Here is a 25,130-nt window from a genome sequence, read left to right as displayed (position 1 = left end):
CCAAGAGCGAGTCGCTCCGGCCCGCCCGGATCGCACGGGGTCGCTTATCCATGTGATGGAGAGCGAAAATGATCCAGCAGATCGACATGACGAAAGTAGAGGCGCACGCCGGCAAGGTAATCGGCGATGTGGCAGGCGCTTTGAGCCTGTTCATGGCCTATATCGGCGACCAGGCAGGCCTGTTCGACGCACTCGACGGCGAGGGACGCATGAGCCTCGAGCAATTGTCCGCGAAAACGGGCTACAATCCGAAATACCTTCATGAATGGCTCGGTTCGGTCAGCGCCGCCGGCTACATAACCTTCCATCCGGAGAACGAGACATTCTCGATTTCCCCCGAGCAGGCACTCGTCATGGGACGGGAAGGTCAGCCTGCCTGCATGCAGGGCTTCATCCAGGCAGTCGTTTCGCAATATGAAGAGCACGAGAAATCGGTCGAGACTTTCAAATCCGGACAGGGAAGGGCGTGGGGGGAGCATTCGCAATGCCTGTTCTGCGGCACCGATCGATTCTTCCGCCCCGGCTACCAGGCGCACCTGGTCGACGAATGGATACCCTCGCTCAAGGATGTCGAGGCAAAGCTGAAGGAAGGCGCGAAAGTCGCCGATATCGGCTGTGGCCATGGGTCATCGACCGTCCTGATGGCCAAGGCCTATCCGAACTCGACAATCCACGGCTTCGACTTCCATGAGCCCTCGATCGAGGAAGCCCGCCAGAAGGCGAAGGCCGCGGGAGTGTCTAATGTCGAGTTCCACGTGGCGACGGCGCAGGACTTCGAGGGCGACGGATACGACTTCGCCTGCATCTTCGATGCCTTGCACGACATGGGCGATCCCGTCGGCGCGGCGCGGCATATCCGCGAAGCCTTGAAGGAGGATGGGACCCTGATGTTGGTCGAACCGATGGCGGGAGATTCCATGGCGGAAAACATGCATCCGCTCGGCCAGATCTTCTACGCCTTCTCCACCACCGTCTGCACGCCCGCATCGCTTTCGCAGCCAGTCGGCCTGGGACTTGGTGCGCAGGCAGGACAGAAGCGGCTCACCGAAGTGCTCGAAGAAGCAGGCTTCGGCAATGTGCGCCGGTCCGCCGAAACACCGACCAACATGGTACTCGAAGTAACGGGCTGACTATCGCGCGGGGGCAGGGACGGCTAACGGAGCTACCGAAACCGTAATTTAGGAACGTCCATGCTCCCGCGCGAAGAAATTGCCACTGCAGAAATACCCGGAGGCGACACGCTGACACTGGTCAGCCACGGCCGCGATTTCATCATCATGCTCGGGCGCGACGAGTTGATGGGCACGCGCATGCAATTCAGCGAGGAGCAGCTGGCCGAACTGACGCTGGCCGAGCTGCGTACATCCGCACCGCGGGTCCTGATCGGCGGCTACGGGATGGGCTTCACCTTCCGCAAGGCGCTGGAGAAGGGCGGGGTAAAGGCCGACATCGTCGTTGCCGAGGTCGTGCCCGAAATCCTCGAATGGGCGGAGGGGCCGCTAGCCCACCTGACCGGCGATACGCTCAGCGATCCGCGCGGCAAAGTGGTGCTGTGCGATGTCGCGGCACTGATCGACGATGCGAACGATGGCACCTGCGCGAAGTGGGATGCGATCCTGCTCGACGTCGATAACGGGCCGGATGGCATCGTGCGCGATGGCAACGAACGGCTCTATTCGCGCACAGGACTCGGCAAGGCGCGCGATGCCCTGAATTCGGGAGGCGTGCTGGCCGTCTGGTCGGCCGCGCCAGATCACCGCTTCCGTATCCGCCTCAAGGAAGCGGGCTTCGATGTCGAAGAGCGTACCGTCCGCGCCCGACCGAACAACAAGGGGCCGCGCCACACGATCTGGTTTGCCCGGAAACCCTGAGCTTCAGGCGACTTCGCTGATCTCCGACGGCGGGCGGAACTCGGTGAGCGAAAGGCTGCGATTGCGGCCGCTTTCCTTGGCAGCATAGAGCGCCTTGTCCGCGCGTTTCATTGCCCCCGTCAGCGTATCGCTCTCGCTGATCGAGGTAAGACCCGCGCTCGCGGTGACGGGATAGGGCAGGTCCGGCACATAGGCCCGCACCGCCAGGGTTATGCATCGGCGCGCCTGTTCCGCACGTTCCTGCCAATCGTCGCCGTAGATCAGGACGACGAACTCTTCGCCGCCCAGCCGCGCGACAAAGGTATTGTCGATCTTCAGCCCCTGCGCGATGCCGACAAGGACCCTGTCTCCGGTCTCGTGACCGAACTGGTCATTGATCCGCTTGAAGTGATCGCAGTCGATCAGCGCAAGGCCCGAGAGGCGGGACCGGTCCGCGTCTGCAAAATGCTGGTCGAGCCCGCGGCGATTGGCGATTTCGGTCAGGGGATCGGTTACGGTCATGAGCTCTGCAGCCTTCATGTCCGCCATCGCGCGATCGCGCTCCTTTTGGATGATGACGAAGCCGTCGACGATACCGGTCGCCGAAACCACGAAATCGATCACCAGGCCAGCCAGCAGCAGGTAAGGCCAGTATGGCAGGTCGCCCTGTGTCACCAGTTCATAGCTGAAGGCCACAAGGCCGATCAGGATCAGGGGCCCCCAGCCGATCAACTGGAAGCGTGCCGCCCTGCTTCCGGCCCTGATTGCTGTATAGAGGCCGGTGGCCAGCAAGACGGTACAGGCCAGCAAGGCGAGGTCATGCAGCTGGTTGTAGAGCGGCACTTCCTGGCCGATTGCGCTCGCCGCGGCGGCGAACAGGCCGAGGGGAAGCATCCAGTAAAGCAGGCGCCGTGCCCGCCCGAGCTGGACGTGCGGCTCGACATAATTGGCAAGGAACGGGCCGGTCATCGCCGCGCCAAGTGCAAGCGCAGCTTCCGCGAGCGACAAGTTGGTGCCGGCGACCGGTTCGCCATTGGAGAGCTCGATCGGGAAGAGTGCGATCACCATGCAGGTGAAGAAGATCGCCCGTGCAACGCCCCAGAGCAGGTAGCTGCGGCGGACGAGCGGGTAGATCGCTGCGGCCGTAAGACCGAAGACGCCTGCAATCCCCAAAAATGCGCCGAAGGTGACGCTCTCCAAGTCCATGACAGTCTCTTGCTCTCTCTACTTTGCTGTTCGCCTTGAGGGCATGGCAGCAGCCTCTCTTATCGCCTCAAGGCATGACAGCTTGGTCAACCGAAATGGTAACCAACAGGAAAAGATTTCGTCCAATATCGATCTAATTCAGGTGGTTGCGCGAGTTAAGACTTGGCTCGGGAAAAGTAAACGTGCGTTCCGGATGGGCAAAAACAAAGGCCCCCGGAAGTCTCCCGAGGGCCGCTGGTTTTTCGGTGCCTGCGGTGAGGTCAGCGTACGCGCGGACCGCCGAACGGCAGGGGCGGAGGGGGACGGCGCGCACCACGGGGGAGCTGTGCCTGATAGGCCCTGCCGCAATGTTCGACGCAATAGGGGAAACCCGGGTTCACCGCTTCGCCGCAGAAATGGAAATCGGGTTCGCCGGGGTGGCCCATCGGCCAGCGGCAGACCTTGTCGGACAGGTCGAGCAGGCTGGTCTTGTCCGCGATCTCGGGGCTGGGCTTCGCCGGTACGAGGCGGCGCGGCGGTGCCGGCGGGATCGGTGCCTGCTGGTCGCCGGGCCCCTGACGCTGGAAGCCGCCCGGTCCGATCGAAACGATCTTGGGCAGGTCGGCGGTCTTGTTGGGCAGCGGCTGCGAAGGAATGGCGGCATCGGCCTTCGGTGCCGGCTTGGCCGCTACTGCTGCCGGAGCAGGCGCGGGCTTGGGCGCGGGGCGAGGTGCCGCCTTCTTGGCTGCGGGCTTGGGAGCCGGCTTGGGCTTGGGGGCAGCCTTCTTCTTTTCGGCGGCCTTCACCGGCGATGGGCGCGATTTCAGGCCGAGCCTGTGTGCCTTGCCGATGACTGCGTTACGGCTGACGCCGCCCAGTTCGTCGGCGATCTGGCTGGCGGTCGAGCCGCCTTCCCACATCTTTTTCAGCGTCGCGATCCGTTCGTCGGTCCAGCTCATGCGAATTCCGTATCCTTCGTGTCACCACCGGCCATCTTGCCAGAGGAAGTGCTTGGCCCTAGGCGCACGCCTATGGCCGATCAAGTCAAACCCGCTCCTGCCGCCGGTCCTGACGGCGAAGATGCCTCTTTTACCGATAATACGGGCAAGGGGATGGGCAGTTTCCCGAAGCGCGGAGAGCCGGTGATCACCGGGATCAACCGCGTGGGACTATGGAGCCTCTATATTAAGGAGGTTCGCCGTTTTCTCAAGGTCCAGACGCAGACGATCTGGGCTCCGGCGGTCACGACCCTGCTGTTTCTGGTAATCTTCACCGTCGCGCTGGGCCGCGAGGGTCGCGAAGTGCTGGGCGTGAACTTCGCCACCTTCGTCGCGCCGGGCCTGATCGTGATGGGCATGATGCAAAATGCCTTCGCCAATTCCAGCTTCTCGCTCCTCGCCGGCAAGATCCAGGGGACGATCATCGACCTGCTGATGCCGCCGCTGTCGACCGGCGAACTGATGACCGGGATCGTGGCCGCAGCGATCACGCGCGCGATTGCCGTGGGCGGCGCGGTGGCACTCGCCATGCTCTTCTATCCGGGCGTGAACCTTTCGATGGCTCATCCATGGGCGGTGGCCTGGTTCGGCCTGATGGGGGCGACAATGCTCGCCCTGATGGGCCTGCTCGCTTCGATCTGGGCGGAAAAGTTCGACCACAATGCTGCCGTCTCCAATTTCCTGATCGCACCGCTCAGCCTGCTGTCGGGCACATTCTACGTGATCGACAACCTCGCGCCCGCATTCCAGGCGATCAGCCGCGCGAACCCGTTCTTCTACGTGATCAGCGGCTTCCGCTTCGGTTTCCTTGGCGAAAGCGACATCGGCGACACCAATGCGGCACTTTTCCAGAGCGCAGTCGGACTTGCCGTTTTCAACCTGCTGCTGGCCTTCGTGGTTTACCGCATCCTCGCGTCAGGCTGGAAGATTCGCAGCTAGGCACTTGCCCCGCGCGGGGACGCTTGCGATGCTTGCGCGATGCAGACGGCTGTCATCTCGCTGATCCTCCTCGCCGCGACCATCGCAATCCATTACGAGGTCCTGCGCTTTACCTCGCAGCGTCTGACGCATGTGCACGTGCCGCCGCGCATGCGCATCATCCTGATGCTGGTCGCCGCGCTCGTTTCCCACATAACGCATGTGATGCTTTATGCCGGAGCGTTTCTCCTTCTTGAGGATGTAGGTGGTTTCGGATCGATCGACGGCGAACGCGGGCATTCGCTGGAGGATGCCTTCTACTTCTCGATCACCAGCTACACCACGCTCGGCATCGGCGACCTTTATCCCACGGGCGCCCTGCGCATCATTAGCGGGATCGAGGCACTGAACGGGCTCGTGATGGTCGGCTGGACCGCATCGATGACCTATCTCTACATGGAGAAGTTCTGGCACCTGCAGGGGCAGGCTGGACGACCGCCGAAGAAGAAATGACTCAGGACTAGCCCGGCAGGCTCATCGGGCGTGTCTCGAAATGAAGCTGCCACTGCTGGACATCGACCAGCAGGATCTCGCTGAGGCGGCGCGAGCGTTCGACCAGCCTGTCGTAGCGAAGCGGGTCGGCCTCGAGCGCCACCTTCAAGCCTTCCAGCATTCGCGCGATCAGCGCCGACCGCTCGCTGGTGGCGGCAAAATCGCCCTGCATCCTGATCCCGTAAAGCGCGGCTGCGAGCGCGGGGAACAGCGCGGTGAGCAGGGTCACGATCTCGGCCATGCCGAAGCCCATCAGGCCTGCATCTTTGCCCATGGTGAAGGATACGAAGAGATAGGTCAGGCAGGCCGCAATCGTGCCGGCAAAGAAGCAATCGCCGATGAGGTGCAAGCGGTGGTTGGCGCGGTGCATCGCATGCTGGTTGGCCCGGTGATACCCGGCTTGGTCGTCTATCAGGTCGAGCATCGTCTGCCGCAGGCGGGAGAGATAGGCTTCGTCCATCTTGGCGCCCACGAGTCCCAGCTCACGCGCGCTGGCGCGGGCATACCAACTTGCCCAACCCGGTTCGTGGGTCCCGTTTTCGACCTCGCGGAGCCCCAACCGCCCGAGGATCGAGGTGATCATCAATTGCCTCAGCCGCTCGGCAAGATGCCTTCGGTCGATCCAGCGCCGGTGGAAATCGATCCGCGAGGCCCGTCTCGTGTTCACGATAATGATGAGGATCACGAGCAATTCCGCCGTGATCAGGATCTTCTTGAATTCCGGGAACAGCAGGCCCGAGAGAGCGAGCAGGACCGCGAGGCCCGACAGCGCGAAATTGACGACGAAGCTTGACCTGAAGCGCAGCGCGAAAAGGCTCGCCTGGGCATCGGCGCGGGCATAGCGTTCGAGCAGGTCGGTGTTGAGGAACTTGCCGAAATGGCCGACCTCGGAAAACGGCCTCACCAGCCCCTTCGCCTGCTGGGCGGAATCTTCGGCCAGTTGTGACGACAGGCTCAGCTTGGAGAGCTTCTTGGCACCGGTCACCCACAGGAGCAGCGGCCAGGCGATGGCATGGCTGCGGCGCTTCACACGGGGGTGCAGGAAATGCAGCAATGCCTCGCGTTGGCCTTCCTTGGGCGGCGCACACAGCGCCTCGACCAGCGCGGGCAGGGCCTCGCTGGCGTTGGCACGTTCCACGCCGTCGATGGTCGGGCGATCGGGGATGGCGGCGTGCAGACCGCTCCAGAGCAGTTGCGGCGGTTTCTCGCCGGTGGCGTCGATATGGATCACCGGCTGGTGCCGGGCGACTGCCTCGGCGATAACGTGGGTCGTCCCCCCGCGACCACCGGCCGCCTCGCCATCCCATATGGCGAAGAGGATATCACATTGGCTGAGGACGATCTGCCCGGCCATTTCGTAGGCTGCCTCCGAGCCGCTGGGGTAATCGGCAAGCACCATGGTGGAGGTCGCGCGCTCGATCAGTCGGGCGCTGCGTTCCCAATTGGCGGGCTTGAAATCCTTGGCATAGACGTCGGGAGTGAAGGGCAGGCACGCCGACAGGCTCGCGTCGCTTTCCAGCGCTGCTTCTGCGGCGATGACATCGGCTCCCTCGGCGAGCGATGAGAGCAATTTCACCGTCGGGGTGTCATCGCTGAAACAGTCCGGGTGGGTGCGCTGCAAGTCTTTCAGGCGATTGCCCGCAATGCGCAGGAGGCCGGAGATCTCCTCGCGAATGCGGCTTTCGTGGCGGGTGTCGAGGCGAGGGGGGCGGTGTCCGGTTACCCCGAACCGGAGGGCAAGACGCGGTTCAAAGACCCGGCTTTCCGTCAAACCCCTGTTCCTCCCCACAAGCAATCAGGTTGCAGACCACCATATTCAAGCGGCCTTGCCAAGCGTGTATTCGCCGGCACCAATCTGCTCGCTGGTCTCATATCGAAGCGGGGCATTACTTTCCCCGCTTCGACAAGGAGGTGGTTTACTTGTTGAGACGGTCTTCGATCGCTTCGGCGAGTTCTTCCAAGCGGGCCGCATTATAGCCGAGGTCGGATACGCCGACGCGGCTGACGGAGCGCAGGTCGATCTGACCATCTTCTACCCTTGCGACCACGTCGTCCTTGAAGCCGAATGCGAAGGTCTCGGCGACGCCCTCGACCGTGTTCGAGCCCTCGACGCGGTGGACATCCTGCAGGCCGATCTCTCCCATAGCGGCGACGATGGCATCGAACGCCTGGTCCTCGGTTGCGCCGCCGATGATGACCGGTTTCAGGTCTTCATATTCTTCGGAGATGATGTCGGCGTGGTTCTTGGCCTTCAGTTCGGCATCCTCCGAACCGGCCCACATTTCGAGCTGCCCCAGCGGAATGCCGTAATCGTTGATCGGATTGGCGCCCAGTTCCTCGCGGATCGCCATGGTTTCGGCGGAGAAGGTCGGGGGATCGCGCAGGTCGGTCGATACGTCATGGATCGGCGGAACGGCCTCGGCCTGGGCGCGCATGGTGAGCAGGCCAAGGAACAGGATGACCGGGATGGCGAGGGCTAGGGCCGCCTTCCACCACGGTCCGCGCGGGGTCTTGAGGAAAGCGAAGATCAGTGCGACCAGCGCGAATACGGCTGCGATCCCGATCAGGATCAGGCCCGACTGCATGATCATGAAGCCGAGGCCCGTTCGCCAGCCGATGAGGCCGATCTTGGGGCCGAACACGGCGATGGCGAACCAGGCGAGTACCGCGAGCGACACCCAGAGCGACCACTTGGGCAGGCTCTTGCGCCAGACGAGAGGTTTGTTCTCAGTTTCGGCAGTAGCCGCTTCCGCAGGAGTTTCCTGCTGGTTGTCCATATCGGTCATCTTACCCTCTCCCTCTGTATGATGAGACACCCTGGTCGGGCACCCACAGTCCTTCCGGCACAGCGCCGCTCTGCCAGAACACGTCGATCGGAATGCCCCCGCGCGGATACCAGTATCCGCCGATGCGCAGCCATTGCGGCTTCATTTCATCGAACAGGCGCTTACCGATGCCCACGGTAACGTCTTCATGGAAACCGCAGTGGTTGCGGAAACTGCCGAGGAATAGCTTGAGGCTCTTGGATTCCACGATCGTTTCGCCGGGCGCGTAGTCGATGACGAGATGCGCAAAATCGGGCTGACCGGTCACCGGGCAAAGCGAGGTGAACTCGGGCGCTGCGAATCGCACCATGTAGAGTTGCCCGGCACGCGGATTGGGCACGTAGTCGAGTTCGGCCTCTTCCGGCGAGGCGGGAAGCGGGCTGTTTTCGCCCAGAAACTTGGGTGTCACTGTGTCGCTCATGCCGCGCATCTGCCGTGAATGTTGTTCTTGCGCAAGGCGAGGCTTGGAAGGAGGCGCTTCAGTGCCTATTCAGCGCGCCTTCTCCAGTGAGCTGATCTTTACCCAATGCCCAAGCGTATTCGCCTACCCCTTGCCGCGCTGTTCCTTGCCGCGCCGACCGCTCTTTCCGCGCAAAGCACGCGTGATTTCCAGCTGCCGCCGGCGCCGACGCCGACAGCCAGCCCGCAGGTTCAGGGACCGGTCGATAGCGAAGGCTCGAGTGTGCCGGCCCGTCCGCGGGTCATCCCGACCGCGACCCCGACGCCGACCCCGACACCCGTTCCCACGGCGACCGCCAATCCTGCGGCCACGGTCCAGCCGCTTCCGACACCGACGCCGAGGCCGTCTGCGGCCGTTCCTACGGCAACCACGCCGCGCACAGCAGCGCCGAGTGCTGTACCGACGAGCCGTCCCACGACCGTCCCCGTCCAGCCGCCCGCGTCCTTGCCGGATAGCGAAGCGGTCTTGCCCGAAACCGGTCTCGAGCAGGCGTCCCCTCAAGTAGACCTGCCTGCACCTGCGGCTGATGTGGCTCCGCAGGCACAGGCGGAAGCGTCCGAACAGCCGGAATGGCTGTGGCCTGCAGTGGGTGGGGGCATCCTGGCCCTGCTTGGTCTCGGCTACCTCGTTTCGCGCCGCCGGAAGAATGCCGAACCCCCGCAAATCGAACGCCCCGTGGTGGCTGCGGCCGGTGCAGGCACAGTCGGCGCGGCGGATCTCCAGCTGCGGGCCGAGGCGATCAAGCTGACGCGCTCGGTGATGAACGCGACGCTCCACTATCGCGTCACGCTCCTCAACCGGTCCGGCAGCGCGCTGTCGAATGTGGCGCTGGGGGCAGACGTCGTATCGGCCCATGGCGGGGTGCCGGTCGAACAGCAGGTCGCAAGCTCGTCGCAACTTCTCGAGAAGCGTCACACTTTCGATCGCATCGCGCCCGGCCAGAGCGTCCGCTACGAAGGCACGGTCATGATCCCTCTCTCGCAGGCCCGGATCATCCGGCAAGGCAATGCGGCGCTGTTCGTCCCGCTTCTGCGCGTGCGTATCGATGGTGCGGGCGAAGAGGTGCTGGTGAAGACCTTCGTGATCGGCCAGGGCGTGCCCGATGGCGGGCGGGTCAGCCCCTTCCGCCTCGACGATGGTCCGCGCAGCTACGAGCCGATTGCCGCGCGCGCACTCGACTGATTGTCGACAGCACCTTCCCGGCAAGCTAGCACGTCGGGAGATGGAAAAGCTCGTTTCGACCGAATGGCTTGCCGCGCGTCTCGACGCGGAGGATCTCGTTATCCTCGATGCGACGATGCATTTGCCCGACAGCCCCCGCAATGCGCGCAGGGAATTCGATGCCGGGCACATACCCGGCGCACGGTTTCTCGACCTGGCGAGCTTCATCGACACCGGATCCGACGTCCCCAAGGCCGTGCCGAGCGCGGACCAGTTTGCGCAGCGGATGCGCGAGCTTGGCGTCGCGCCGGGCAGCCGCATCGTCCTGTACGATGACAGCGATATCGCCTCTTCCGCGCGCGCCTGGTTCATCCTCTCGCGTTATGGTGAGAAGAAGGTTGCGATACTCGATGGCGGGATCGCGAAATGGCGCATGGAAGGACGCGGGCTTTCAGACCACGTAGTCGGTCATGCGCCGCGCGACAGGGCGGCTCACGAGCCGGTCCGCATGGTCCGCAGCAAGGACGAGATCGCGGCCAATGTCGACAGCGAGGATTGGCAGGTCGTCGATGCCCGCGATGTGGCGCGTTTCGAAGGTCGCGCGGGTAGCGGCTCGGAGGGCCATATTCCGGGCGCGCGCAACCTTCACTTCAAGCGGCTCCTTCGCGAAGACGGTACTTACCGTTCGCCCGATGCGATCCGCACGGAATTCCAAGACGCGGGCGTCGATCTCGACCGACCGATCGTCACCAGCTGCAACAGCGGGATGACGGCAAGCGTGCTGCTATTCGGCCTTGCGCTGATCGATAAACTGGATGCCGACCTCTACGACGGGAGCTGGCTGGAATGGGGCGCGGATCCCGAAACTCCCAAGGAAAGCGGGGCAGCGCGCTGATCATGGCCGGAGGCAATAAGGACAAGCTCGGCAAAGGCACCCGCCTCGTGACAGGCGGGCGCTCCGGCGATTTCGCCGGATACGTCGTCAATCCGCCTGTCTGGCGGGCAAGTACGCATCTCTACGAGAATTGCGCGGCCCTGCGCGAGGGTGTGAAGGGCAATGAAGACGGCGCGTTCTTCTACGGCCGTCGCGGCGCACCGACGCAGTGGAGCCTGTCGGAAGCGCTGACCGAACTGGAGCCCGGTGCACACGGCACCGTCCTCTATCCTAGCGGTGTCGCTGCAATCGTCGGTGCGCTCATGGCGGTCTTGCGTGCCGGTGACGTCTTGCTGGTGACCGACAACGCCTACGATCCGACGCGCAATGCGGCGATGGGCATTCTCAAGCGATACGGCGTGGAGCATCGCTTCTTCGACCCACTCGACCTTGACCGTTTCGAAGAGGCATTTTGCGAGCGGACCAAGGCGGTCATGCTCGAATGTCCGGGAAGCCTGACGTTGGAAGTCTGCGACATCCCGGCTCTCGCCAGGATCGCGCGCGACAAGGGCGCGGTCAGCCTTATGGACAATACCTGGGCGACTTCGCTGGGCTTTGCCGCGCTCGAGCATGGCTGCGATATCGCGATCACCGCGCTGACCAAGCATGTCGGCGGACATTCGGACCTCATGATGGGAGCCGCGACCGCAGGAGAGCGCTGGTACAGGCGCCTTCGCCAGACCTCGCAGCAGCTGGGCCACGTGGTCTCGCCTGACGATGCAGCGCTCGCCCTTCGTGGCCTCAGGACCATGGGTGTTCGCCTTGAACGCGAAACCGCAACCGCGCTCGAAATCGCGAAGTGGCTGGAGCAGCGACCCGAAGTCGCGCACGTACTCTGCCCAATGCTTCCCGGCAGTATCGGCCATGATCTGTGGTTGCGCGACTTTACCGGAGGGTGCGGCCTCTTCAGCTTCGTCCTCAGGGACCGCGACGATGCAGCGCGGTGCCGTCTGATCGACGCGCTCGACCTGTTCGGCATCGGATACAGCTGGGGCGGTTTCGAAAGCCTCGCCCTCCCGTTCGACGTGGCGCCGGTACGATCGCGAATGGCGTGGCCAAAACAGGGCTGGGGGGTTGAGGATAGTTGCGGCATTCGCTTATCCATCGGCCTTGAAGATCCCGCGGACCTGATCGCGGACCTCGAGCAGGCCATGGCCGTGATGGACGAAGGATAGACGTGCAAGGCGAAGCAGCACCCACCGAGGCTCCCGAGGCCGCGAACGCTCCTGTCGAGCAGGCTTGGTTGCAAGCCGAAGATGCTCCTGCCGAAACGCCTGTTGCCGCGGCGGAAGGTATTCGCGAGGCTGTGAGCGAGAAGAACGAGACCGTCGGTTCGATGCTCGACGGGCTGGACGCGGTTGCGCTCAGCATGGGCGATATGCGGATATCGCTGTTCGACGTGCTGATCGTCGCCTCGATCGTCGTTGGCGTTATCGCCTTTGCCTGGTTCGTCAGCAAGCTGGTTCGCCGCGGGGTGCGCCGCTTCACCAAGCTCGACGATACGCAGCAGCTGCTGGCGGAAAAGATCCTCACGATCGCCGTCTGGGCGGCCGCCTTCTTCCTCGGTATCGACCTGCTCGGCATCGACCTCACTGCATTGGCAGTGTTCTCCGGTGCCTTCGGCCTCGCGATCGGTTTCGGTCTTCAAAAGACCTTCGGTAACCTGATCGCCGGGATCATCCTGCTGATGGACAAGTCGATCAAGCCGGGCGACGTGATCGCGGTGACCGACATGGCCGGCAACGAAAGCTTCGGCCAGATCCGCAAGATCGGCGTGCGTGCAGTATCCGTGACCACGCGCGACCAGCGCGAATATTTGATCCCGAACGAAAACCTGATGATCAACCAGGTCGAAAACTGGTCCTACTCATCCAAGAACGTCCGCATGCAGGTGCCCGTGGGCGTCAGCTACGAGGCGGACATGGACCTTGCTGAAAAGCTGATGCTGGAAGCCGCCAAGAGCTGCGACCGCATTCTCAAGGCTCCGCCGCCGACCGTGTGGATGAGCGAATATGGCGACAATTCGGTCAACTTCATGATCCACTGCTGGATCAAGGATCCCGAAGACGGCGTGGGCAATGTCCGCAGCGCCGTGCTGAAGAAGCTGTGGTGGCTGTTCAAGGACAACGGGATCGAAATTCCCTTCCCGCAGCGCGACATCCATATCCGCTCGTCCGACCAGCTGGAACGCTGGTTCGAGGCGATGGCCGAAGGAAAAGTTACAAAAGAATAGGTTCACGCCCGGACAGCGTGGATTTCAAAATTTCCGCTTCGTCGCTGGACACGCATTCTGATTGGCGGAAATCGGCCGGTCACCGCATTTTTGCGGAATGGCAAATAGTGGAACCATCTATCTCGTCGGAGCAGGGCCGGGCGATCCCGATCTCCTGACGCTGCGCGCCGCGCGGCTGATCGGCAATGCGCGCGTGATCGTCCATGACGGTCTCGTCGATCCTTCGATCCTCGAATTCGCCCACCCCAAGGCGGAGCTGATTTCCGTCGCCAAGCGCCGTTCGAAGCACACCATGCCGCAGGAAGATATCTGCACCCTGCTGGTGGCTTATGCCCGCTCGGGACAGGACGTTGTCCGGCTGAAGGGAGGCGATCCTTTCATCTTCGGTCGAGGCGGCGAAGAGGCCGAGGCTGCCAATGCGGCCGGCGTGAAGGTCGAGGTCGTCCCCGGCATCAGCGCCGCCAATGGCGCGGCTGCGGCAGCGCAGATTGCGCTGACCCACCGCGATGCTTCCTCAATCGTCAGTTTCGTTGCCGGACAGTGCAAGGGCCTGTCCGACCAGGATTGGGCGGGCCTCGCCGGCAAGGGACGCACGCTTGTGATCTACATGGGCGTGAAGACAGCGCCGCAGATCGCCGAAAAGCTGATGGCCGACGGTCTTGCCCCCGAAATGCCGATTGCGGTGATTGAAAACGGCGCCCGGCCCGAAATGCGCGTCCTGCGCAGCTCGCTCGCCGGGCTTCCGCAGCTCGTCGAGAGCGAGAATGTCGTCAGCCCCTCGCTTATCGTGATCGGTGAAGTGACCGCACGCGACAACGCGCTAGTCGAACTCGCCCGGGAGGCAGCAGCATGAGAATTCTGACCGGAAACGACCTGAAGAGCGGCAGCGTGACCTGGTGGACCGGGTCCGACTGGTCGCTCCACGTCGAGGATGCCGTCGATGTCGCAGGATCCGAAGACGAGATCGCCCGCCGCGAAGAGGCTTCGCGCCGCGTCAACGCGCCCTATGCGATCGATGCGGAAATATACGAAGGCCGTCCGCGGCCCTCGCATATCAAGGATCGCATCCGCGCCCTCGGCCCCACCGTGCGGCCCGACCTCACCCTCAAACCGACCGATCCCGATATCGGCACCTGGGTTATCTGATGTATCTTTACGACCAATACGACCAGGCGATGGTCGATGCGCGCGTCGCGGAATTCCGCGACCAGGCGCAGCGCCGCCTCGAAGGCAAGCTGACCGAAGACCAGTTCAAACCGCTGCGGCTGATGAACGGCCTGTACCTGCAGCTGCACGCCTACATGCTGCGCGTCGCCATTCCCTATGGGACGCTTAACAGCCGCCAGATGCACGCGCTCGCCGATATCGCGGAAAAGTACGACCGCGGTTACGGGCACTTCACGACGCGCCAGAACATTCAGTACAATTGGATCAAGCTGGAAGATGCAGGCGATATCCTCGCCGATCTCGCCGAGGTCGAAATGCATGCCATCCAGACCAGCGGGAATTGCATCCGCAATATCTCTTCGGACCATTTCGCAGGTGCCGCTGCCGACGAGCTTGTCGATCCGCGTCCCTATGCAGAACTGCTGCGCCAGTGGTCGAGCTTCCATCCCGAATTCAGCTACTTGCCGCGCAAGTTCAAGATCGCGGTGATTGCCAGCGATACCGACCGTGCGGCGATGCGCCTGCATGATATCGGCATCCAGATCGTGAAGAACGATGCAGGCGAACTGGGCGCTGCTTTCTATGTCGGCGGTGGCATGGGCCGTACCCCGATGATCGCGCCCTGCATCAAGGAATTCGTGCCGCTCGACCGGCTGGTCACCTATGCCGAGGCGTGCCTGCGTGTCTACAATCGCCACGGCCGCCGCGACAACAAGTACAAGGCGCGTATCAAGATCCTCGTCCACGAAATGGGCGCGGAAGAATACACGCGCCAGGTCGATGCCGAATTCGATCACATGCTTTCGCAGGGCATCGAACCGCCCTTTGCCGAACTCGAGCGTATCCGGACATTCTTCGAAGACCCGCTGTTCGAGGAAGGCGCGAGCGCGGAAATCGACCGCTCAGATCCCGATTTCGCCCTGTGGGTCGACCGCAACACCCACGCGCACAAGGCTGACGGCTATGTTTCGGCGGTCATCAGCCTCAAGCCCGTCGGCGGCATTCCCGGCGATGCCACCTCCGAACAGATGCGCCTGATGGCCGATCTGGCGAAGGATTACAGCTTCGACGAACTGCGCGTCATGCACACGCAGAACATCGTCCTGCCGCACGTCCGTGTGGCTGACCTCCATGCCTTGTGGACCGCGCTGGAAGAGGCAGGGCTGGGCAGCTCGAACCTCGACACGATCGAGGACATCATCGCCTGCCCGGGTCTCGACTATTGCAGCCTTGCCAATGCGCGTTCGATCCCCGTGGCGCAGAAAATCTCAGAGCGGTTCGCTGCCAATGGCAAGACCGAGGCGCTGGGCAAGCTGAAGCTCAAGATTTCGGGCTGCATCAACGCCTGCGGCCACCACCACGCGGGCCACATCGGCATCCTCGGTGTCGATAAGAAGGGCGTCGAGAACTACCAGCTACTGCTCGGCGGCAGCGAGGCGGAAGATGTCAGCCTCGCCAAGATCACCGGTCCCGGATTCGACGAGGCCGGCATCGTAGATGCGGTCGAAACGGCTGCGGACGTCTACCTGCGCGAGCGCGAAGATGGCGAGCGCTTCCTCGATACCTACCGCCGCATCGGCATGGCCCCGTTCAAAGAGGCGCTTTATGGATAATCTTTCCTCCGAAAACGACACGCTCATTCGCTATCGTGACGACGAGCCGGTCGATCACGCCGCTGTCACCGTGGATTCCTTCCTCGACCAGTCGTCGGCCAGCGCCGTGCGCGTCGAGCCGGGTGACGATGCGCGCGAACTGCTTCCGCATCTCGAACGCCTTTCGCTGGTCGAGGTGAACTTTCCTGCCTTTGGCGACGGACGGGGCTATTCCTCGGCGCAAATCCTGCGCGAAGCGGGCTACCAGGGCGAACTGCGCGCGGTGGGCGACGTGCTGGTCGACCAGGTCGCGTACATGCGCCGCTGCGGCTTCGATGCCTTCGATCCCGACGCCCCCTTGAACGAGGCCGATCTCGAAACGGCGCTCTCGCGCTGGCCCGAGGTATATCAGGGGGCTGCCGACAAGCGCACGCCGATCTGGAGCAAGAGGCACGCGTGAACGACGCGCGCGCCATCGACCGGCTCGATACAGGGCCGCGCTTTACGGAGCATGATGCCATCCGGCTGAACCGCATGTTCCGTGGAAGCGATACCGAGGAATGGCTGCGCGCCGTGCTCGAGGGCAACCTCGCGGGCGATATCGCGATGGTTTCCAGCTTCGGTGCCGAAAGCGCCGCACTTCTCCACCTGGTTTCGCAGATCGATCCGTCGGTGCCGGTGCTCTTTCTCGAAACCGGCAAGCATTTCCCCGAAACGCTCGCCTATCGCGACCTTTTGACCGAGCGTTTCGGCCTCAACCTCGTCAATCTCTATCCCGATCTCGACGATCTGGCGAAGCGTGACGAGACGGGGCTACGCTGGTCGTACGATCCCGACGGTTGCTGCGAGCTGCGCAAGGTGCGGCCGCTCGAAAAGGCGCTGGCCCGCTACGATGCTAGCTTCACCGGTCGCAAGGCATTCCAGTCCACTACGCGGGCAACGCTTCCGCGGTTCGAACTCGACACGTCGGATGCGCAGGGGAGGCTCAAGATCAATCCGCTGATCGACTGGGATGCGGACCGGATCTCGGCCTATTTCGACGAACACGACTTGCCGCGGCACCCGCTGATCGAGCGCGGCTTCGCGTCGATCGGCTGTTCCCCATGCACGCGAGCGGTGAAGCCGGGCGAAGACCCGCGCGCGGGACGATGGGCGGGCTGGGACAAGGTCGAGTGCGGAATTCACAAGCCGGGCGAGGAACCCTTCCTCTAGAAACGGGAAAGGCACCGCGGCGCCATGCCGACGGTGCCTTCCTTAGCTCGTGCGAATTCAGCCTTCGACGCGTTCGACCGTTGCGGTCTCGCCCTTGTCGTTGACCGAGGTCCAGACGCCGTCCTCACCGATCTGTTCGGTGTTGCACTTCATCGTGCCGTCGTCATCTTCATCGATATAGGCTTCATCGACAGCCGAGCAGTACTGGTCGGGAGATGGCTGTTCCCAGCGACCGGTCTGGTAGAGTTCGCCGTCCTTGGTGGTCACATAGGTTCCGTCAGCCTTGACCTCTTCCATGTAGACGACACCTTCGCCGTCGGTGACCTTGTACATGCCCGGTGACGGCATGCCGTCTGCGGCGGTCGGACCGGCCTCTTCGGCTACGGCGACCTCTTCTTCGGCTTCCATCGTGTCGGCTTCTTCGGCCTGTGAACAGCCTGCAAGGGCCAGCACGCTCACGGCAAAGATCAGTTTCCTCATGGTACTCTCCTGATGCGACCCATGAGTGAATTGCGGGGATTCCCGCTTGCGATTCGCGACCAGTGAGCCGGAGAGTAGGCCTTACGCGGCAGAACGCAACGCAAGCCGGTCAGGCGGTGCCGTCCTGCTTGACGGCCTGGCCCGCTTCGGCCGCCAGCTTGTCAAGATTGGCCTCGCGGATTGCCTTGGCTTCCTCGTCGTAAAGGAACGGCAGGAAGGCGTACCGCTTGCCCTTGGTCACAGGGAGCGCCTCGTGGAGCAGCGAGCAGGAGAACACCACCGCACCGCCGGTCGGCGCGCGGTAGGTGCGTCCTCCGAATTCGGGGAAGCGCAGGTCGCCGCCTTCGTATTCGTCGGCATTGAGATTGATCGTGACGGCGAACCGCCGATGCGCGGTACCGAAGGTGGTGTTGTCGCGGTGCGGGCGGAAATGACCTTTTCCGGCCTCGTAACAGGCGACGATATGTCGTTCGATGCGGGTTGCCTTGAAGTGGGTCGCGCGCTCGATCGCGGGGGCAATGCGGCGGGCGATGCGCTGGGACAGCATCTGGATGAGCTTCGGGTCCGTGATCGAAGTGTCGCGTCGGCGCTTGAAGTTGTCATCGAGAATGTGGGTCGTCTTGCCGTTCACGTCGCGCATGAAGCCAGAGGCCGTGCCGCCGTCACTTTCATACAGGTCGATCAGCATCCGGCAGGTTTCCGCATCGAATACGTCGGGCACCGTCAGCACTGGGGCGCCCCCGTCGGTAACGTCGGCGGTGCGGCTCTTGAGTTCCTCGATCGCCGCCTCGCCCGCGTCGATCCGGTAGCGCTGGATCACCCGCAGTTCGCGATCGAGCAGGACCCAGAAAGGCTCATAGCGATTGGCGTCGTTGGCCGCGCCGAACTGGCGGCTGACCGCGCGGTCATAGTCGAGGAAATACCGGATGCCGGGAAGGTCCTGCGCGATCCTGTCCTGCGCGACATCGGTGGGGTCGACGGTTACACCGAAGAACACCGCATGTTCGTCATCGAAGACAGCGCGATGTCTTGCCACCACCTCAAGCGCTGCCTTTGCCCCGGGCTGGCTGGCGGTGCCGAAGAACAGCATCAGCACGTGCCGCCCGCCGACCGAGTGGAAGGCGTAGCGATCCGATCCCGAAAGGGCTTTCGCATGGAACCAGGGAGCATAGTCGCCGGCTACCGGCGGGGCAGGCTGGGTGGTCATGTGGAGGTGTCTAAACCGCTTGGCAGCGGGCGACAATCACCTGTCAGAGCCAGCCTTCGCGCTTGTACCAGTCTGCTGTCGCCGCGAGGCCATCCTCGCCCGGAATGCGCGGCGTCCAGATGCCCTCGGGGACGGCGCGGTCGGGACGGCAGACCCAGTCGTCATGGACCATGTAGCCGACGCGGTCGTGAGTGAGTTTGGCATCGTCACCACGAAGCAGGCGGTCGGCCTTCGCGCCGATGCGGAGCAATGCGGCGGGAAGGTGAGGGGCGAGGACCCTTTTCCCCATCGCCCGACCGATCAGGCGGGCGAGCTCGCCGTGTTCGTAGCCCCGGTGCTGCCCGTCATCCGGCTCGAGTGTCGCTCCCGCAGCAGTTCCTGAAGGCGAAAGCGCCAGCAGGCATTCGGCCAGGTCGTCGACATGGATTATCGAGGTCCGGCCCTTCGGTGGAACTGGCACCACGCCGAACTTCGCCGAACGGAAGAGTTCGAACATGTCCTTGTCGCGAGGTCCGTAAACGGCAGGCGGACGCACGATGGTGAAGTCCAGCCCGCTCGTTTCGACAAAGGCCTCCGCATTGGCCTTGGAGGCGCCGTAGAGCGACAGCGAAGGCTCGCGCGCGGACAGCGAACTTGTGAAGACGAAGCGCCCGGCGCCTTGCGACTTCGCGGCGTGCAGCAATTTGCGCGTGCCGATGACATTGGCCTCTTCGAATTCCGCCGGGTCGGGCGTGTTCGTAAGGCCCGCGACATGCACGACGCAGTCGGCGCCCTCGCAAAGCACAGCGAGAGATTTCGAATCCGAGAGACTGCCCTCGACCCAGGTGACGCCGTCGCGAGGTGCCTGCGTCCGGCGGGTCAGTGCGCGGACTGCGATGCCTTTGCTCGCGGCGGCATCGAGGACGGCCTGCCCGACAAATCCCGTGGCTCCTGTCAGCGCAACGGTCATGCGCGCACCATGTGATCGCGGTGGACGACTGCAGCGCGCGGCGCATAGCCGAGCTTTTCCGCCTGCATGTCTTCACGAAGGCCGAGGATCGCGCGGCATTCTTCGCTCGTGTACTCGACCAGGCCCTGGCCCAGCCGCTCGCCCTTCGCGCCGTGGATTGCAACGAGATCGCCGCGCCGGAAATCACCTTCGATCTCGGTCAGTCCCGCTGCCAGCAGGCTGGCTCCGTCGGCGAGTGCTTCGGTGCAGCCGGCATCGACCGTGAGAACCCCGGAAGGAGCAAGCCGGCCCGAGAGCCAGGCCTTGCGGGCACTTTCGTCACCCTGCGGCAGGAAAAGCGTACCGCGTCCGGCATCGAGCGCGCGCGAAATGGGCGCTTCATGGATGCCGTTGATGATGGCGAGCGCGATACCTGCACGCTCGGCGATGCGGGCGGCCTGCAGTTTTGCCAGCATGCCTCCGGAGCCGAGACCCGATGTGGAACCGCCGGTCGCCATGGCGATGATCTCGGGCGTCACACCTTCGACCGTTTCGATCAGCGCGGCCCCGTTCTGCGCCGGATCGCGATCATAGAGCCCGTCGACATCGGAGAGCAGTAACACGCCCTGTGCCTGCGCGGCCTGTGCCACGCGCGCGGCAAGGCGATCGTTGTCGCCGAAGCGGATTTCTTCTGTCGCTACGCTGTCGTTCTCGTTGACCACGGGGATCGCACCCGCAACGAGCAGGCGTTCCAGTGTGGCCGAAGCATTGAGATAGCGGCGGCGGTCTTCGAGATCGTCGATCGTGACCAGCATCTGGGCGGCGACGAGACCGTGCGTCTCGAAGGCATCCGACCAAAGGCGCGCCAGTTCCACCTGTCCGACCGATGCGGCGGCCTGCGCATCGGCAAGACTGCCACGCCCTCCCTTGGGCAGGCCGAGCTTGGCAGCGCCAAGCGCGATGGCACCCGAAGAGACCACGATGACCTCGGTCCCGCGCTTCCGCAGCGCGGCAAGTTCCTGTGCCAGCGTGGCCAGCCAGTTTGCGCGGGGCTTGCCTTGCTCGATCAGCAGGGCCGAGCCGACCTTCACGACGAGTCGTTTTGCCTCACCCAGTCCTGAAAGCGTCGTGATCGCCATGGGCGTCAGATGGGCGACCACTCGCCGGTGCCGTCTTCCTCGGTGCTTTCCACCTCGGCGGCCTTGGTTTCGGTCGAAGTGCGATCGGGCAGGTAGCCGAGCACTGCGTCGAGCAGTTCCTCAATGCCCTCGCCGGTCGCACCCGAGATCGAGAAGACCTTGTCCGCGCCCGCTTCGAGCAATTCCTTGGCAAAAGCTTCGCCCAGTTCCTCGTCGGCAAGGTCGAGCTTGTTGAGCGCTACCAGCTGCGGCTTGTCGGACAGGCCGGCACCATAGGCCTCGAGCTCGGCATTCACCGTGCGATAGGCGTCTGCCGGATCCTGGCCGGCGATATCGATCAGGTGGATCAGCACACGGCAGCGCTCGATATGGCCGAGGAAGCGATCGCCGATTCCTGCGCCTTCCGCGGCGCCCTCGATAAGGCCGGGAATGTCGGCGATTACGAACTCGCGCGCCTTGTGCCGGACTACGCCCAGCTTCGGCACCAGCGTGGTGAAGGCATAATGCCCCACCTTCGCATTGGCGTTGGTGACCTGGTTGATGAAGGTGCTCTTGCCGGCGTTTGGCAGACCGAGCAGCCCGACATCGGCCAGCAGCTTCAGGCGCAGCCAGACCCACATCTCCTCGCCCGGCATGCCCGGCTGGTGCTGGCGCGGTGCGCGGTTGGTGCTGGACTTGTAGCTGGCATTGCCGCGACCACCCATCCCGCCTTCGAGGAAGACGACTTCCTGACCGACCTCGGTGAAGTCGGCGAGCACTTCTTCCTTGTCTTCCGACAGGATCTGCGTGCCGACGGGCACGTCGATAATCAGGTCGGGCGCGCCCGCACCCGTCTTGTCCTTGCCCTGTCCATGGCTGCCGCGCTTCGCCTTGAAGTGCTGCGCATAGCGGAAGTCGATGAGCGTATTGAGACCCTGCACGGCGCGGAAGATGATGTCGCCGCCCTTGCCGCCATTGCCCCCGTCTGGGCCGCCGTACTCAATGTATTTTTCGCGCCGGAAACTGACAGCGCCGGGACCACCCGCGCCGGATTTCAGATAGATCTTGGCCTGATCGAGGAAATGCATTGCGCGCCCCTAGACGGTTTTGAGGGGCATGGCGAGAACTACGAATGCTTCTGCGAAGGTCGAAATTTCCGAAGCCGTCAAAAAATTTGCCCGCATCGTGAATTAAACCCGCGACGCGATCCGTTCTCCTTGCAAGCCGGTCGCAATGGCGCCCGGTCACAAAAGGAGAAAGACATGAAATTCACCGCAACCCTGCCGATGCTCGCCCTCGGCCTCGCCACTGCAGCGACCGCAGCGATCCCGATGCTTCACGAGGAAGCCTATGCCCGGGATCAGGAAGCGCGGATCATTTCCAGCCCGATCGCCGGGATCGAGAACCGCTTCTGGTTCGACTACCGGATCGACATCACCGAGGCCCAGAAGGAACTGACCAGCGACCTGCGCCGCGCGTCCGATGTCGAGGACTTGCGCGATGCCTGGGAAGAATACGGCCACGAGCTCAAGGAAGAGCGCGAACACTACATCAAGGAAATGGCCGAGCGTGGCTATCGCTACGGCGAGGTGATCGTCGTCGAATAATCGCGAGGGATGTCCCCCCGGCCTGCATGTCCCAGGCAGGCCGATCTCCCAGGAAGGACCGGATGACCCCCCGGTCCTTCCAATTTTTGTGCCCGCGAAGGGCGACCAAAGAAAAGGCCGCAAACCCGAGATGAGGTTTGCGGCCCTTGTTTTTTGTGGCGCTGTTGGGGCTTAACGCCAGCCTGCCTCGCGCGCTTTCCTTTCGGCTTCGGCATCGAGTGCGGGACCTTGGGCGAGTTCCTGTGCGATCGCGAGGATATCGGCGTCTCCAGCTCCCGCCATGCGATAATCGGTGCTGGCAGCTTCGCTCCCTTCGCCCAAAGCCTCGAGCTGCCAGCCTTTGTCGTCGCGGCAGGCGATGCCGCCGCCGTCGGGAGCACTGAAGGCGCGGCAGAACTCGGCGTCGTCGTTCTGGAAACTCAGCAGTATGCGGGTGTCGGCGCTGCCGGTCTGTTCGGCAACCAGCGTCTGGTCGAGCACGGATGCAAGCTGCGCATCTGCGTAGCCGTCTGGCGTGTCGGACCCTCGCGGCAGGAAAATCGCGATGGCAAGCGAAGCGGCCAGTGCCGGACCTGCGACCCAACCCCAGCTCGGCAGCTTGCGCTTCTCCTCGCGCCGCTCCTTCGCCGCTGCAAAATCTACGACTTCCGGCTGCGGTTCGGGACGAAGCAGCGCGGCCATGTGTTCGGGCACCGGCTCTTCCGCGATCGGCGCGAAATGGCCTTGCAGCATCGCTTTGAGGGCGCGGTGCTTTGCGACTTCCTCTGCAAGGGCAGGATCGCTGGCGACTGCGGCGGCGACTTCGGCCTCGCGCTCGGGCGAAAGCTGACCGTCGGCAAAGGCGGCGATTTCCTCGCGGGTGATGCTCATTGTGCTTCTCCCAGCATTCCCATCAAAGCGTCTCGCCCCCGTACCAGGCGCGAATTCAGCGTGCCTACGGGGCAACCGACGATCTCGGCCGCTTCCTTGTAGGCATAGCCTTCAACCATCACGAGCAGCACGGCTTCGCGCTGGTCTTCGGGCAGTTTCTGCATGGCGCGGTCGACATTGGAAAGTTCCACCGCAGATTCCTGTGCGCCGTCGCCGCCGACGCCTGCGCCTGCTTCCTCGGCGACGAAGGTCTCGTGCCTGCGGGTGGTCTTGCGGCCCTCGTCGATCCAGATGTTGCGCATGATCCGATAGGTCCAGCTGTCGAGCCGCGTCCCCTCCGTCCACTTCGAACGGTTGGTGAGCGCACGCTCGATGGTCATCTGGCAAAGATCGTCACCGTCGGCCGGATTGCCGGCAAGCCCGACCGCGAAACGCCGCAGCCGGGGCATCAAAGCCAGCATATCGGTTTCGAACGATGTGCTCAGTGTCTTTGCCTTCCACGGATTAAACGGATGACTGCATGCGTTTCATCCATGCTTAATGCGTTTTAGTGGAGTAACGACAGACCGATGCGATTGTTTTCCCTGATTTCCGCGCTTCTGGCGATGGTTGCCGCCCCTTTGGCTGCGCAGATCGCGCTGCCTCGCGTGGGCGTTCCCGATGTCGGGAGCGTGGTCGACCAGATCGACGACAGGCTCGATCGGACCACGCGCGAAATAGAGCGGGAAACGCAGCGTCTTGCGAACGATCGCCTTCGCCGGATCGACCGGCTGGTCAGGCGCAATCGGGATGCGATCGAATTCGATGCGAACGGCGCTCCTGCCCGCAAGGGCGAACTGCTGGTCATGGACGCTTCGCAATCCGCTCTCGAAATTGCTGGCGAGCGTGGCTTTACCGTCCTCTCGCGCGAAAGCGTCGAAGGGCTGGATCTCCAGCTTGTGCGGCTCTCTGTGCCGGAAGGGATGAAACTCGCCGAGGCGCAGAAGCAGCTGGAGGCTATCGTGCCCGATGCCGTAGTTTCTGCCGATACGCTGCACTTCCAGGCCGGAGGCGCGGATGCTGCGAACCTTGTATTGGCGGCAGACGCGCCGAACTCGATTGGTGCGCCGGTAGGAATGATCGACGGTGCGACAGGCTCCTCGGTCAAAGTCGCCGAACAACGCGGCTTTGCAAAAGGCGCTCCTTACCCGAGCAATCATGGCAGCGCGGTGGCTTCGCTCCTCGCCTATGCTGGTGCGGGGACGATCCGTGTGGCGGACGTCTATGGCACCGACAAAGCCGGCGGCAATGCGCTTGCGATGGCCAAGGGGCTCGGCTGGCTGGTGACACGGGGCAGCAAGGTGGTGACCATCAGCCTCGTCGGGCCGCGCAATCCTGTGCTCGGCAGAGCCATCGCTTCGGCACAGCGCAAGGGCGTCGTCATCGTGGCCGCGGTCGGGAATGACGGACCGGCCTCACCGCCGTCATTTCCCGCTTCCTACGAGGGCGTGGTCGCGGTTACCGCTGTCGATGGCAAGCGCCGTGCCCTGATCGAGGCGGGGCGCGCGCTCCATCTCGATTATGCCGCCCCCGGCGCCGACATTTATGGCCGCAATGCAAAGGGGCGGCGCATGAGGCTGCGCGGCACGTCATTTGCCACCCCGCTGGTCGCGGCACGCGCCGCTCAGGCAATCGGGCAGGGAAGCGACTGGCGGAGCGCACTCGACCGCGAGGCGGAAGACCTTGGCAAGAAAGGCCATGACGACGTGTACGGGCGCGGCCTTGTTTGCGGGCGCTGCGACGGGCGCTAGAAAAGTTTTTCCAGAAAAGATGGATTAAGCGGCGAACCCCGCC

At 63.4% G+C, this 25,130-nt stretch carries 27 protein-coding genes; 15 read left to right on the top strand and 12 right to left on the bottom strand.

The genetic code is table 11. The annotated features are described in order from the left end of the window. Positions 1–68: 68 nt before the first annotated feature. Positions 69–1,130: a class I SAM-dependent methyltransferase gene (locus K3165_RS05285; protein ID WP_221547739.1), complete on the top strand. Its 1,062-nt coding sequence runs from the start codon at positions 69–71 to the stop codon at positions 1,128–1,130. Between the two features lie 60 nt (positions 1,131–1,190). Then, complete coding sequence (locus K3165_RS05280; RefSeq protein ID WP_221547738.1) at positions 1,191–1,871, top strand: spermidine synthase family protein; 681 nt, start codon at positions 1,191–1,193, stop codon at positions 1,869–1,871. A gap of 3 nt (positions 1,872–1,874) precedes the next feature. Here the strand turns inward: K3165_RS05280 and K3165_RS05275 are convergent, their stop codons facing one another. Both K3165_RS05275 and K3165_RS05270 read right to left on the bottom strand, forming a co-directional pair. Beyond that, entirely contained in the window at positions 1,875–3,056 is a 1,182-nt protein-coding gene (locus K3165_RS05275; protein WP_221547737.1) for a GGDEF domain-containing protein, read from the bottom strand. A gap of 260 nt (positions 3,057–3,316) precedes the next feature. Further along, positions 3,317–3,994: a GcrA family cell cycle regulator gene (locus K3165_RS05270; RefSeq protein WP_221547736.1), complete on the bottom strand. Its 678-nt coding sequence runs from the start codon at positions 3,992–3,994 to the stop codon at positions 3,317–3,319. Between the two features lie 72 nt (positions 3,995–4,066). Between K3165_RS05270 and K3165_RS05265 the strand changes: the two genes are divergently transcribed. Together K3165_RS05265 and K3165_RS05260 are read left to right on the top strand one after the other, a co-directional pair. Continuing rightward, positions 4,067–4,972 (top strand): ABC transporter permease, encoded by a 906-nt coding sequence (locus K3165_RS05265; protein ID WP_425594395.1) that lies wholly within the window; start codon positions 4,067–4,069, stop codon positions 4,970–4,972. Between the two features lie 39 nt (positions 4,973–5,011). Beyond that, positions 5,012–5,464 carry a potassium channel family protein gene (locus K3165_RS05260; protein ID WP_221547735.1) on the top strand — a complete coding sequence of 151 codons (453 nt, stop codon included), beginning with the start codon at positions 5,012–5,014 and terminating at the stop codon, positions 5,462–5,464. A gap of 7 nt (positions 5,465–5,471) precedes the next feature. On the opposite strand, the gene K3165_RS05255 is transcribed toward K3165_RS05260, so the two are convergent. The 3 genes from K3165_RS05255 to queF form a co-directional block, all read right to left on the bottom strand. Continuing rightward, the gene (locus K3165_RS05255) at positions 5,472–7,274 is read right to left on the bottom strand and encodes a hypothetical protein (RefSeq protein WP_221547734.1); all 1,803 of its coding nucleotides are present in this window, start codon (positions 7,272–7,274) and stop codon (positions 5,472–5,474) included. A 145-nt stretch (positions 7,275–7,419) separates the two neighbouring features. Beyond that, positions 7,420–8,289 (bottom strand): DUF1499 domain-containing protein, encoded by an 870-nt coding sequence (locus tag K3165_RS05250; RefSeq protein WP_247713890.1) that lies wholly within the window; start codon positions 8,287–8,289, stop codon positions 7,420–7,422. Position 8,290: 1 nt separating this feature from the next. After that, positions 8,291–8,758: a preQ(1) synthase gene (queF, locus tag K3165_RS05245; RefSeq protein ID WP_425594394.1), complete on the bottom strand. Its 468-nt coding sequence runs from the start codon at positions 8,756–8,758 to the stop codon at positions 8,291–8,293. Between the two features lie 96 nt (positions 8,759–8,854). Here queF and K3165_RS14090 point away from each other — a divergent pair, with 96 nt between their 5' ends. The 9 genes from K3165_RS14090 (at position 8,855) to K3165_RS05200 (ending at position 17,087) form a co-directional block, all read left to right on the top strand. Next, positions 8,855–9,970: a hypothetical protein gene (locus K3165_RS14090; protein WP_221547732.1), complete on the top strand. Its 1,116-nt coding sequence runs from the start codon at positions 8,855–8,857 to the stop codon at positions 9,968–9,970. Positions 9,971–10,010: 40 nt separating this feature from the next. Continuing rightward, positions 10,011–10,844 carry a sulfurtransferase gene (locus K3165_RS05235; RefSeq protein ID WP_221547731.1) on the top strand — a complete coding sequence of 278 codons (834 nt, stop codon included), beginning with the start codon at positions 10,011–10,013 and terminating at the stop codon, positions 10,842–10,844. A 2-nt stretch (positions 10,845–10,846) separates the two neighbouring features. Beyond that, on the top strand, positions 10,847–12,058 hold the full coding sequence (gene metC, locus K3165_RS05230; RefSeq protein WP_221547730.1) for a cystathionine beta-lyase: 1,212 nt from the start codon (positions 10,847–10,849) through the stop codon (positions 12,056–12,058). A gap of 2 nt (positions 12,059–12,060) precedes the next feature. After that, complete coding sequence (locus tag K3165_RS05225; protein ID WP_221547729.1) at positions 12,061–13,116, top strand: mechanosensitive ion channel family protein; 1,056 nt, start codon at positions 12,061–12,063, stop codon at positions 13,114–13,116. A gap of 97 nt (positions 13,117–13,213) precedes the next feature. Further along, positions 13,214–13,969: a uroporphyrinogen-III C-methyltransferase gene (gene cobA, locus K3165_RS05220; RefSeq protein WP_221547728.1), complete on the top strand. Its 756-nt coding sequence runs from the start codon at positions 13,214–13,216 to the stop codon at positions 13,967–13,969. Beyond that, positions 13,966–14,262 carry a DUF2849 domain-containing protein gene (locus K3165_RS05215; protein WP_221547727.1) on the top strand — a complete coding sequence of 99 codons (297 nt, stop codon included), beginning with the start codon at positions 13,966–13,968 and terminating at the stop codon, positions 14,260–14,262. The genes cobA and K3165_RS05215 overlap by 4 nt, the downstream gene beginning before the upstream one ends. Beyond that, on the top strand, positions 14,262–15,896 hold the full coding sequence (locus K3165_RS05210) for a nitrite/sulfite reductase (protein WP_221547726.1): 1,635 nt from the start codon (positions 14,262–14,264) through the stop codon (positions 15,894–15,896). Before K3165_RS05215 ends, K3165_RS05210 begins: the two co-directional genes overlap by 1 nt. After that, on the top strand, positions 15,889–16,335 hold the full coding sequence (locus tag K3165_RS05205; RefSeq protein ID WP_221547725.1) for a DUF934 domain-containing protein: 447 nt from the start codon (positions 15,889–15,891) through the stop codon (positions 16,333–16,335). The genes K3165_RS05210 and K3165_RS05205 overlap by 8 nt, the downstream gene beginning before the upstream one ends. Beyond that, positions 16,332–17,087: a phosphoadenylyl-sulfate reductase gene (locus K3165_RS05200; protein WP_221547724.1), complete on the top strand. Its 756-nt coding sequence runs from the start codon at positions 16,332–16,334 to the stop codon at positions 17,085–17,087. The genes K3165_RS05205 and K3165_RS05200 overlap by 4 nt, the downstream gene beginning before the upstream one ends. 57 nt (positions 17,088–17,144) lie before the next feature. Here K3165_RS05200 and K3165_RS05195 read toward each other — a convergent pair whose 3' ends face one another. The 5 genes from K3165_RS05195 to obgE form a co-directional block, all read right to left on the bottom strand. After that, positions 17,145–17,567, bottom strand: a complete 423-nt coding sequence (locus tag K3165_RS05195; protein ID WP_221547723.1) for a hypothetical protein — start codon at positions 17,565–17,567, stop codon at positions 17,145–17,147. 109 nt (positions 17,568–17,676) lie between these two features. Beyond that, the gene (locus K3165_RS05190; protein ID WP_221547722.1) at positions 17,677–18,774 is read right to left on the bottom strand and encodes a 2OG-Fe(II) oxygenase; all 1,098 of its coding nucleotides are present in this window, start codon (positions 18,772–18,774) and stop codon (positions 17,677–17,679) included. Between the two features lie 43 nt (positions 18,775–18,817). Continuing rightward, positions 18,818–19,723: an NAD-dependent epimerase/dehydratase family protein gene (locus K3165_RS05185; RefSeq protein WP_221547721.1), complete on the bottom strand. Its 906-nt coding sequence runs from the start codon at positions 19,721–19,723 to the stop codon at positions 18,818–18,820. Beyond that, positions 19,720–20,841: a glutamate 5-kinase gene (proB, locus tag K3165_RS05180; protein WP_221548336.1), complete on the bottom strand. Its 1,122-nt coding sequence runs from the start codon at positions 20,839–20,841 to the stop codon at positions 19,720–19,722. Before proB ends, K3165_RS05185 begins: the two co-directional genes overlap by 4 nt. 5 nt (positions 20,842–20,846) lie before the next feature. Continuing rightward, positions 20,847–21,908 (bottom strand): GTPase ObgE, encoded by a 1,062-nt coding sequence (obgE, locus tag K3165_RS05175; protein ID WP_221547720.1) that lies wholly within the window; start codon positions 21,906–21,908, stop codon positions 20,847–20,849. A gap of 174 nt (positions 21,909–22,082) precedes the next feature. On the opposite strand from obgE, the gene K3165_RS05170 reads away from it, so the two are divergent. Continuing rightward, positions 22,083–22,427, top strand: a complete 345-nt coding sequence (locus K3165_RS05170) for a hypothetical protein (RefSeq protein WP_221547719.1) — start codon at positions 22,083–22,085, stop codon at positions 22,425–22,427. A 171-nt stretch (positions 22,428–22,598) separates the two neighbouring features. Here K3165_RS05170 and K3165_RS05165 read toward each other — a convergent pair whose 3' ends face one another. After that, positions 22,599–23,297, bottom strand: a complete 699-nt coding sequence (locus tag K3165_RS05165) for an anti-sigma factor family protein (RefSeq protein ID WP_221547718.1) — start codon at positions 23,295–23,297, stop codon at positions 22,599–22,601. Next, the gene (locus K3165_RS05160) at positions 23,294–23,746 is read right to left on the bottom strand and encodes an RNA polymerase sigma factor (protein WP_247713889.1); all 453 of its coding nucleotides are present in this window, start codon (positions 23,744–23,746) and stop codon (positions 23,294–23,296) included. Before K3165_RS05160 ends, K3165_RS05165 begins: the two co-directional genes overlap by 4 nt. A 120-nt stretch (positions 23,747–23,866) precedes the next feature. Here K3165_RS05160 and K3165_RS05155 point away from each other — a divergent pair, with 120 nt between their 5' ends. After that, positions 23,867–25,087 (top strand): S8 family serine peptidase, encoded by a 1,221-nt coding sequence (locus tag K3165_RS05155; RefSeq protein ID WP_247713888.1) that lies wholly within the window; start codon positions 23,867–23,869, stop codon positions 25,085–25,087. Positions 25,088–25,130: the final 43 nt, after the last annotated feature.

It is taken from the genome of Qipengyuania xiamenensis, from assembly GCF_019711495.1.
GTDB lineage: Bacteria > Pseudomonadota > Alphaproteobacteria > Sphingomonadales > Sphingomonadaceae > Qipengyuania > Qipengyuania xiamenensis.
Note: the sequence above shows the minus strand (reverse complement) of the source record. Positions and strands in the feature narration are given on the sequence as shown.

Coding starts and splice junctions, on each gene's coding strand:
- K3165_RS05235 (WP_221547731.1), top strand. CDS start 10,011: ATGGAAAAGCTCGTTTCGACCGAATGGCTTGCCGCGCGTCTCGACGCG.
- obgE (WP_221547720.1), bottom strand. CDS start 21,908: ATGCATTTCCTCGATCAGGCCAAGATCTATCTGAAATCCGGCGCGGGT.
- K3165_RS05205 (WP_221547725.1), top strand. CDS start 15,889: ATGGATAATCTTTCCTCCGAAAACGACACGCTCATTCGCTATCGTGAC.
- K3165_RS05260 (WP_221547735.1), top strand. CDS start 5,012: ATGCAGACGGCTGTCATCTCGCTGATCCTCCTCGCCGCGACCATCGCA.
- K3165_RS05280 (WP_221547738.1), top strand. CDS start 1,191: ATGCTCCCGCGCGAAGAAATTGCCACTGCAGAAATACCCGGAGGCGAC.
- K3165_RS05250 (WP_247713890.1), bottom strand. CDS start 8,289: ATGACCGATATGGACAACCAGCAGGAAACTCCTGCGGAAGCGGCTACT.
- K3165_RS05170 (WP_221547719.1), top strand. CDS start 22,083: ATGAAATTCACCGCAACCCTGCCGATGCTCGCCCTCGGCCTCGCCACT.
- K3165_RS05165 (WP_221547718.1), bottom strand. CDS start 23,297: ATGAGCATCACCCGCGAGGAAATCGCCGCCTTTGCCGACGGTCAGCTT.
- K3165_RS05270 (WP_221547736.1), bottom strand. CDS start 3,994: ATGAGCTGGACCGACGAACGGATCGCGACGCTGAAAAAGATGTGGGAA.
- K3165_RS14090 (WP_221547732.1), top strand. CDS start 8,855: ATGCCCAAGCGTATTCGCCTACCCCTTGCCGCGCTGTTCCTTGCCGCG.
- K3165_RS05275 (WP_221547737.1), bottom strand. CDS start 3,056: ATGGACTTGGAGAGCGTCACCTTCGGCGCATTTTTGGGGATTGCAGGC.
- metC (WP_221547730.1), top strand. CDS start 10,847: ATGGCCGGAGGCAATAAGGACAAGCTCGGCAAAGGCACCCGCCTCGTG.
- proB (WP_221548336.1), bottom strand. CDS start 20,841: ATGGCGATCACGACGCTTTCAGGACTGGGTGAGGCAAAACGACTCGTC.
- K3165_RS05160 (WP_247713889.1), bottom strand. CDS start 23,746: ATGCCCCGGCTGCGGCGTTTCGCGGTCGGGCTTGCCGGCAATCCGGCC.
- K3165_RS05285 (WP_221547739.1), top strand. CDS start 69: ATGATCCAGCAGATCGACATGACGAAAGTAGAGGCGCACGCCGGCAAG.
- queF (WP_425594394.1), bottom strand. CDS start 8,758: ATGCGCGGCATGAGCGACACAGTGACACCCAAGTTTCTGGGCGAAAAC.
- K3165_RS05265 (WP_425594395.1), top strand. CDS start 4,067: ATGGCCGATCAAGTCAAACCCGCTCCTGCCGCCGGTCCTGACGGCGAA.
- K3165_RS05215 (WP_221547727.1), top strand. CDS start 13,966: ATGAGAATTCTGACCGGAAACGACCTGAAGAGCGGCAGCGTGACCTGG.
- K3165_RS05210 (WP_221547726.1), top strand. CDS start 14,262: ATGTATCTTTACGACCAATACGACCAGGCGATGGTCGATGCGCGCGTC.
- K3165_RS05195 (WP_221547723.1), bottom strand. CDS start 17,567: ATGAGGAAACTGATCTTTGCCGTGAGCGTGCTGGCCCTTGCAGGCTGT.
- K3165_RS05185 (WP_221547721.1), bottom strand. CDS start 19,723: ATGACCGTTGCGCTGACAGGAGCCACGGGATTTGTCGGGCAGGCCGTC.
- K3165_RS05190 (WP_221547722.1), bottom strand. CDS start 18,774: ATGACCACCCAGCCTGCCCCGCCGGTAGCCGGCGACTATGCTCCCTGG.
- K3165_RS05155 (WP_247713888.1), top strand. CDS start 23,867: ATGCGATTGTTTTCCCTGATTTCCGCGCTTCTGGCGATGGTTGCCGCC.
- cobA (WP_221547728.1), top strand. CDS start 13,214: ATGGCAAATAGTGGAACCATCTATCTCGTCGGAGCAGGGCCGGGCGAT.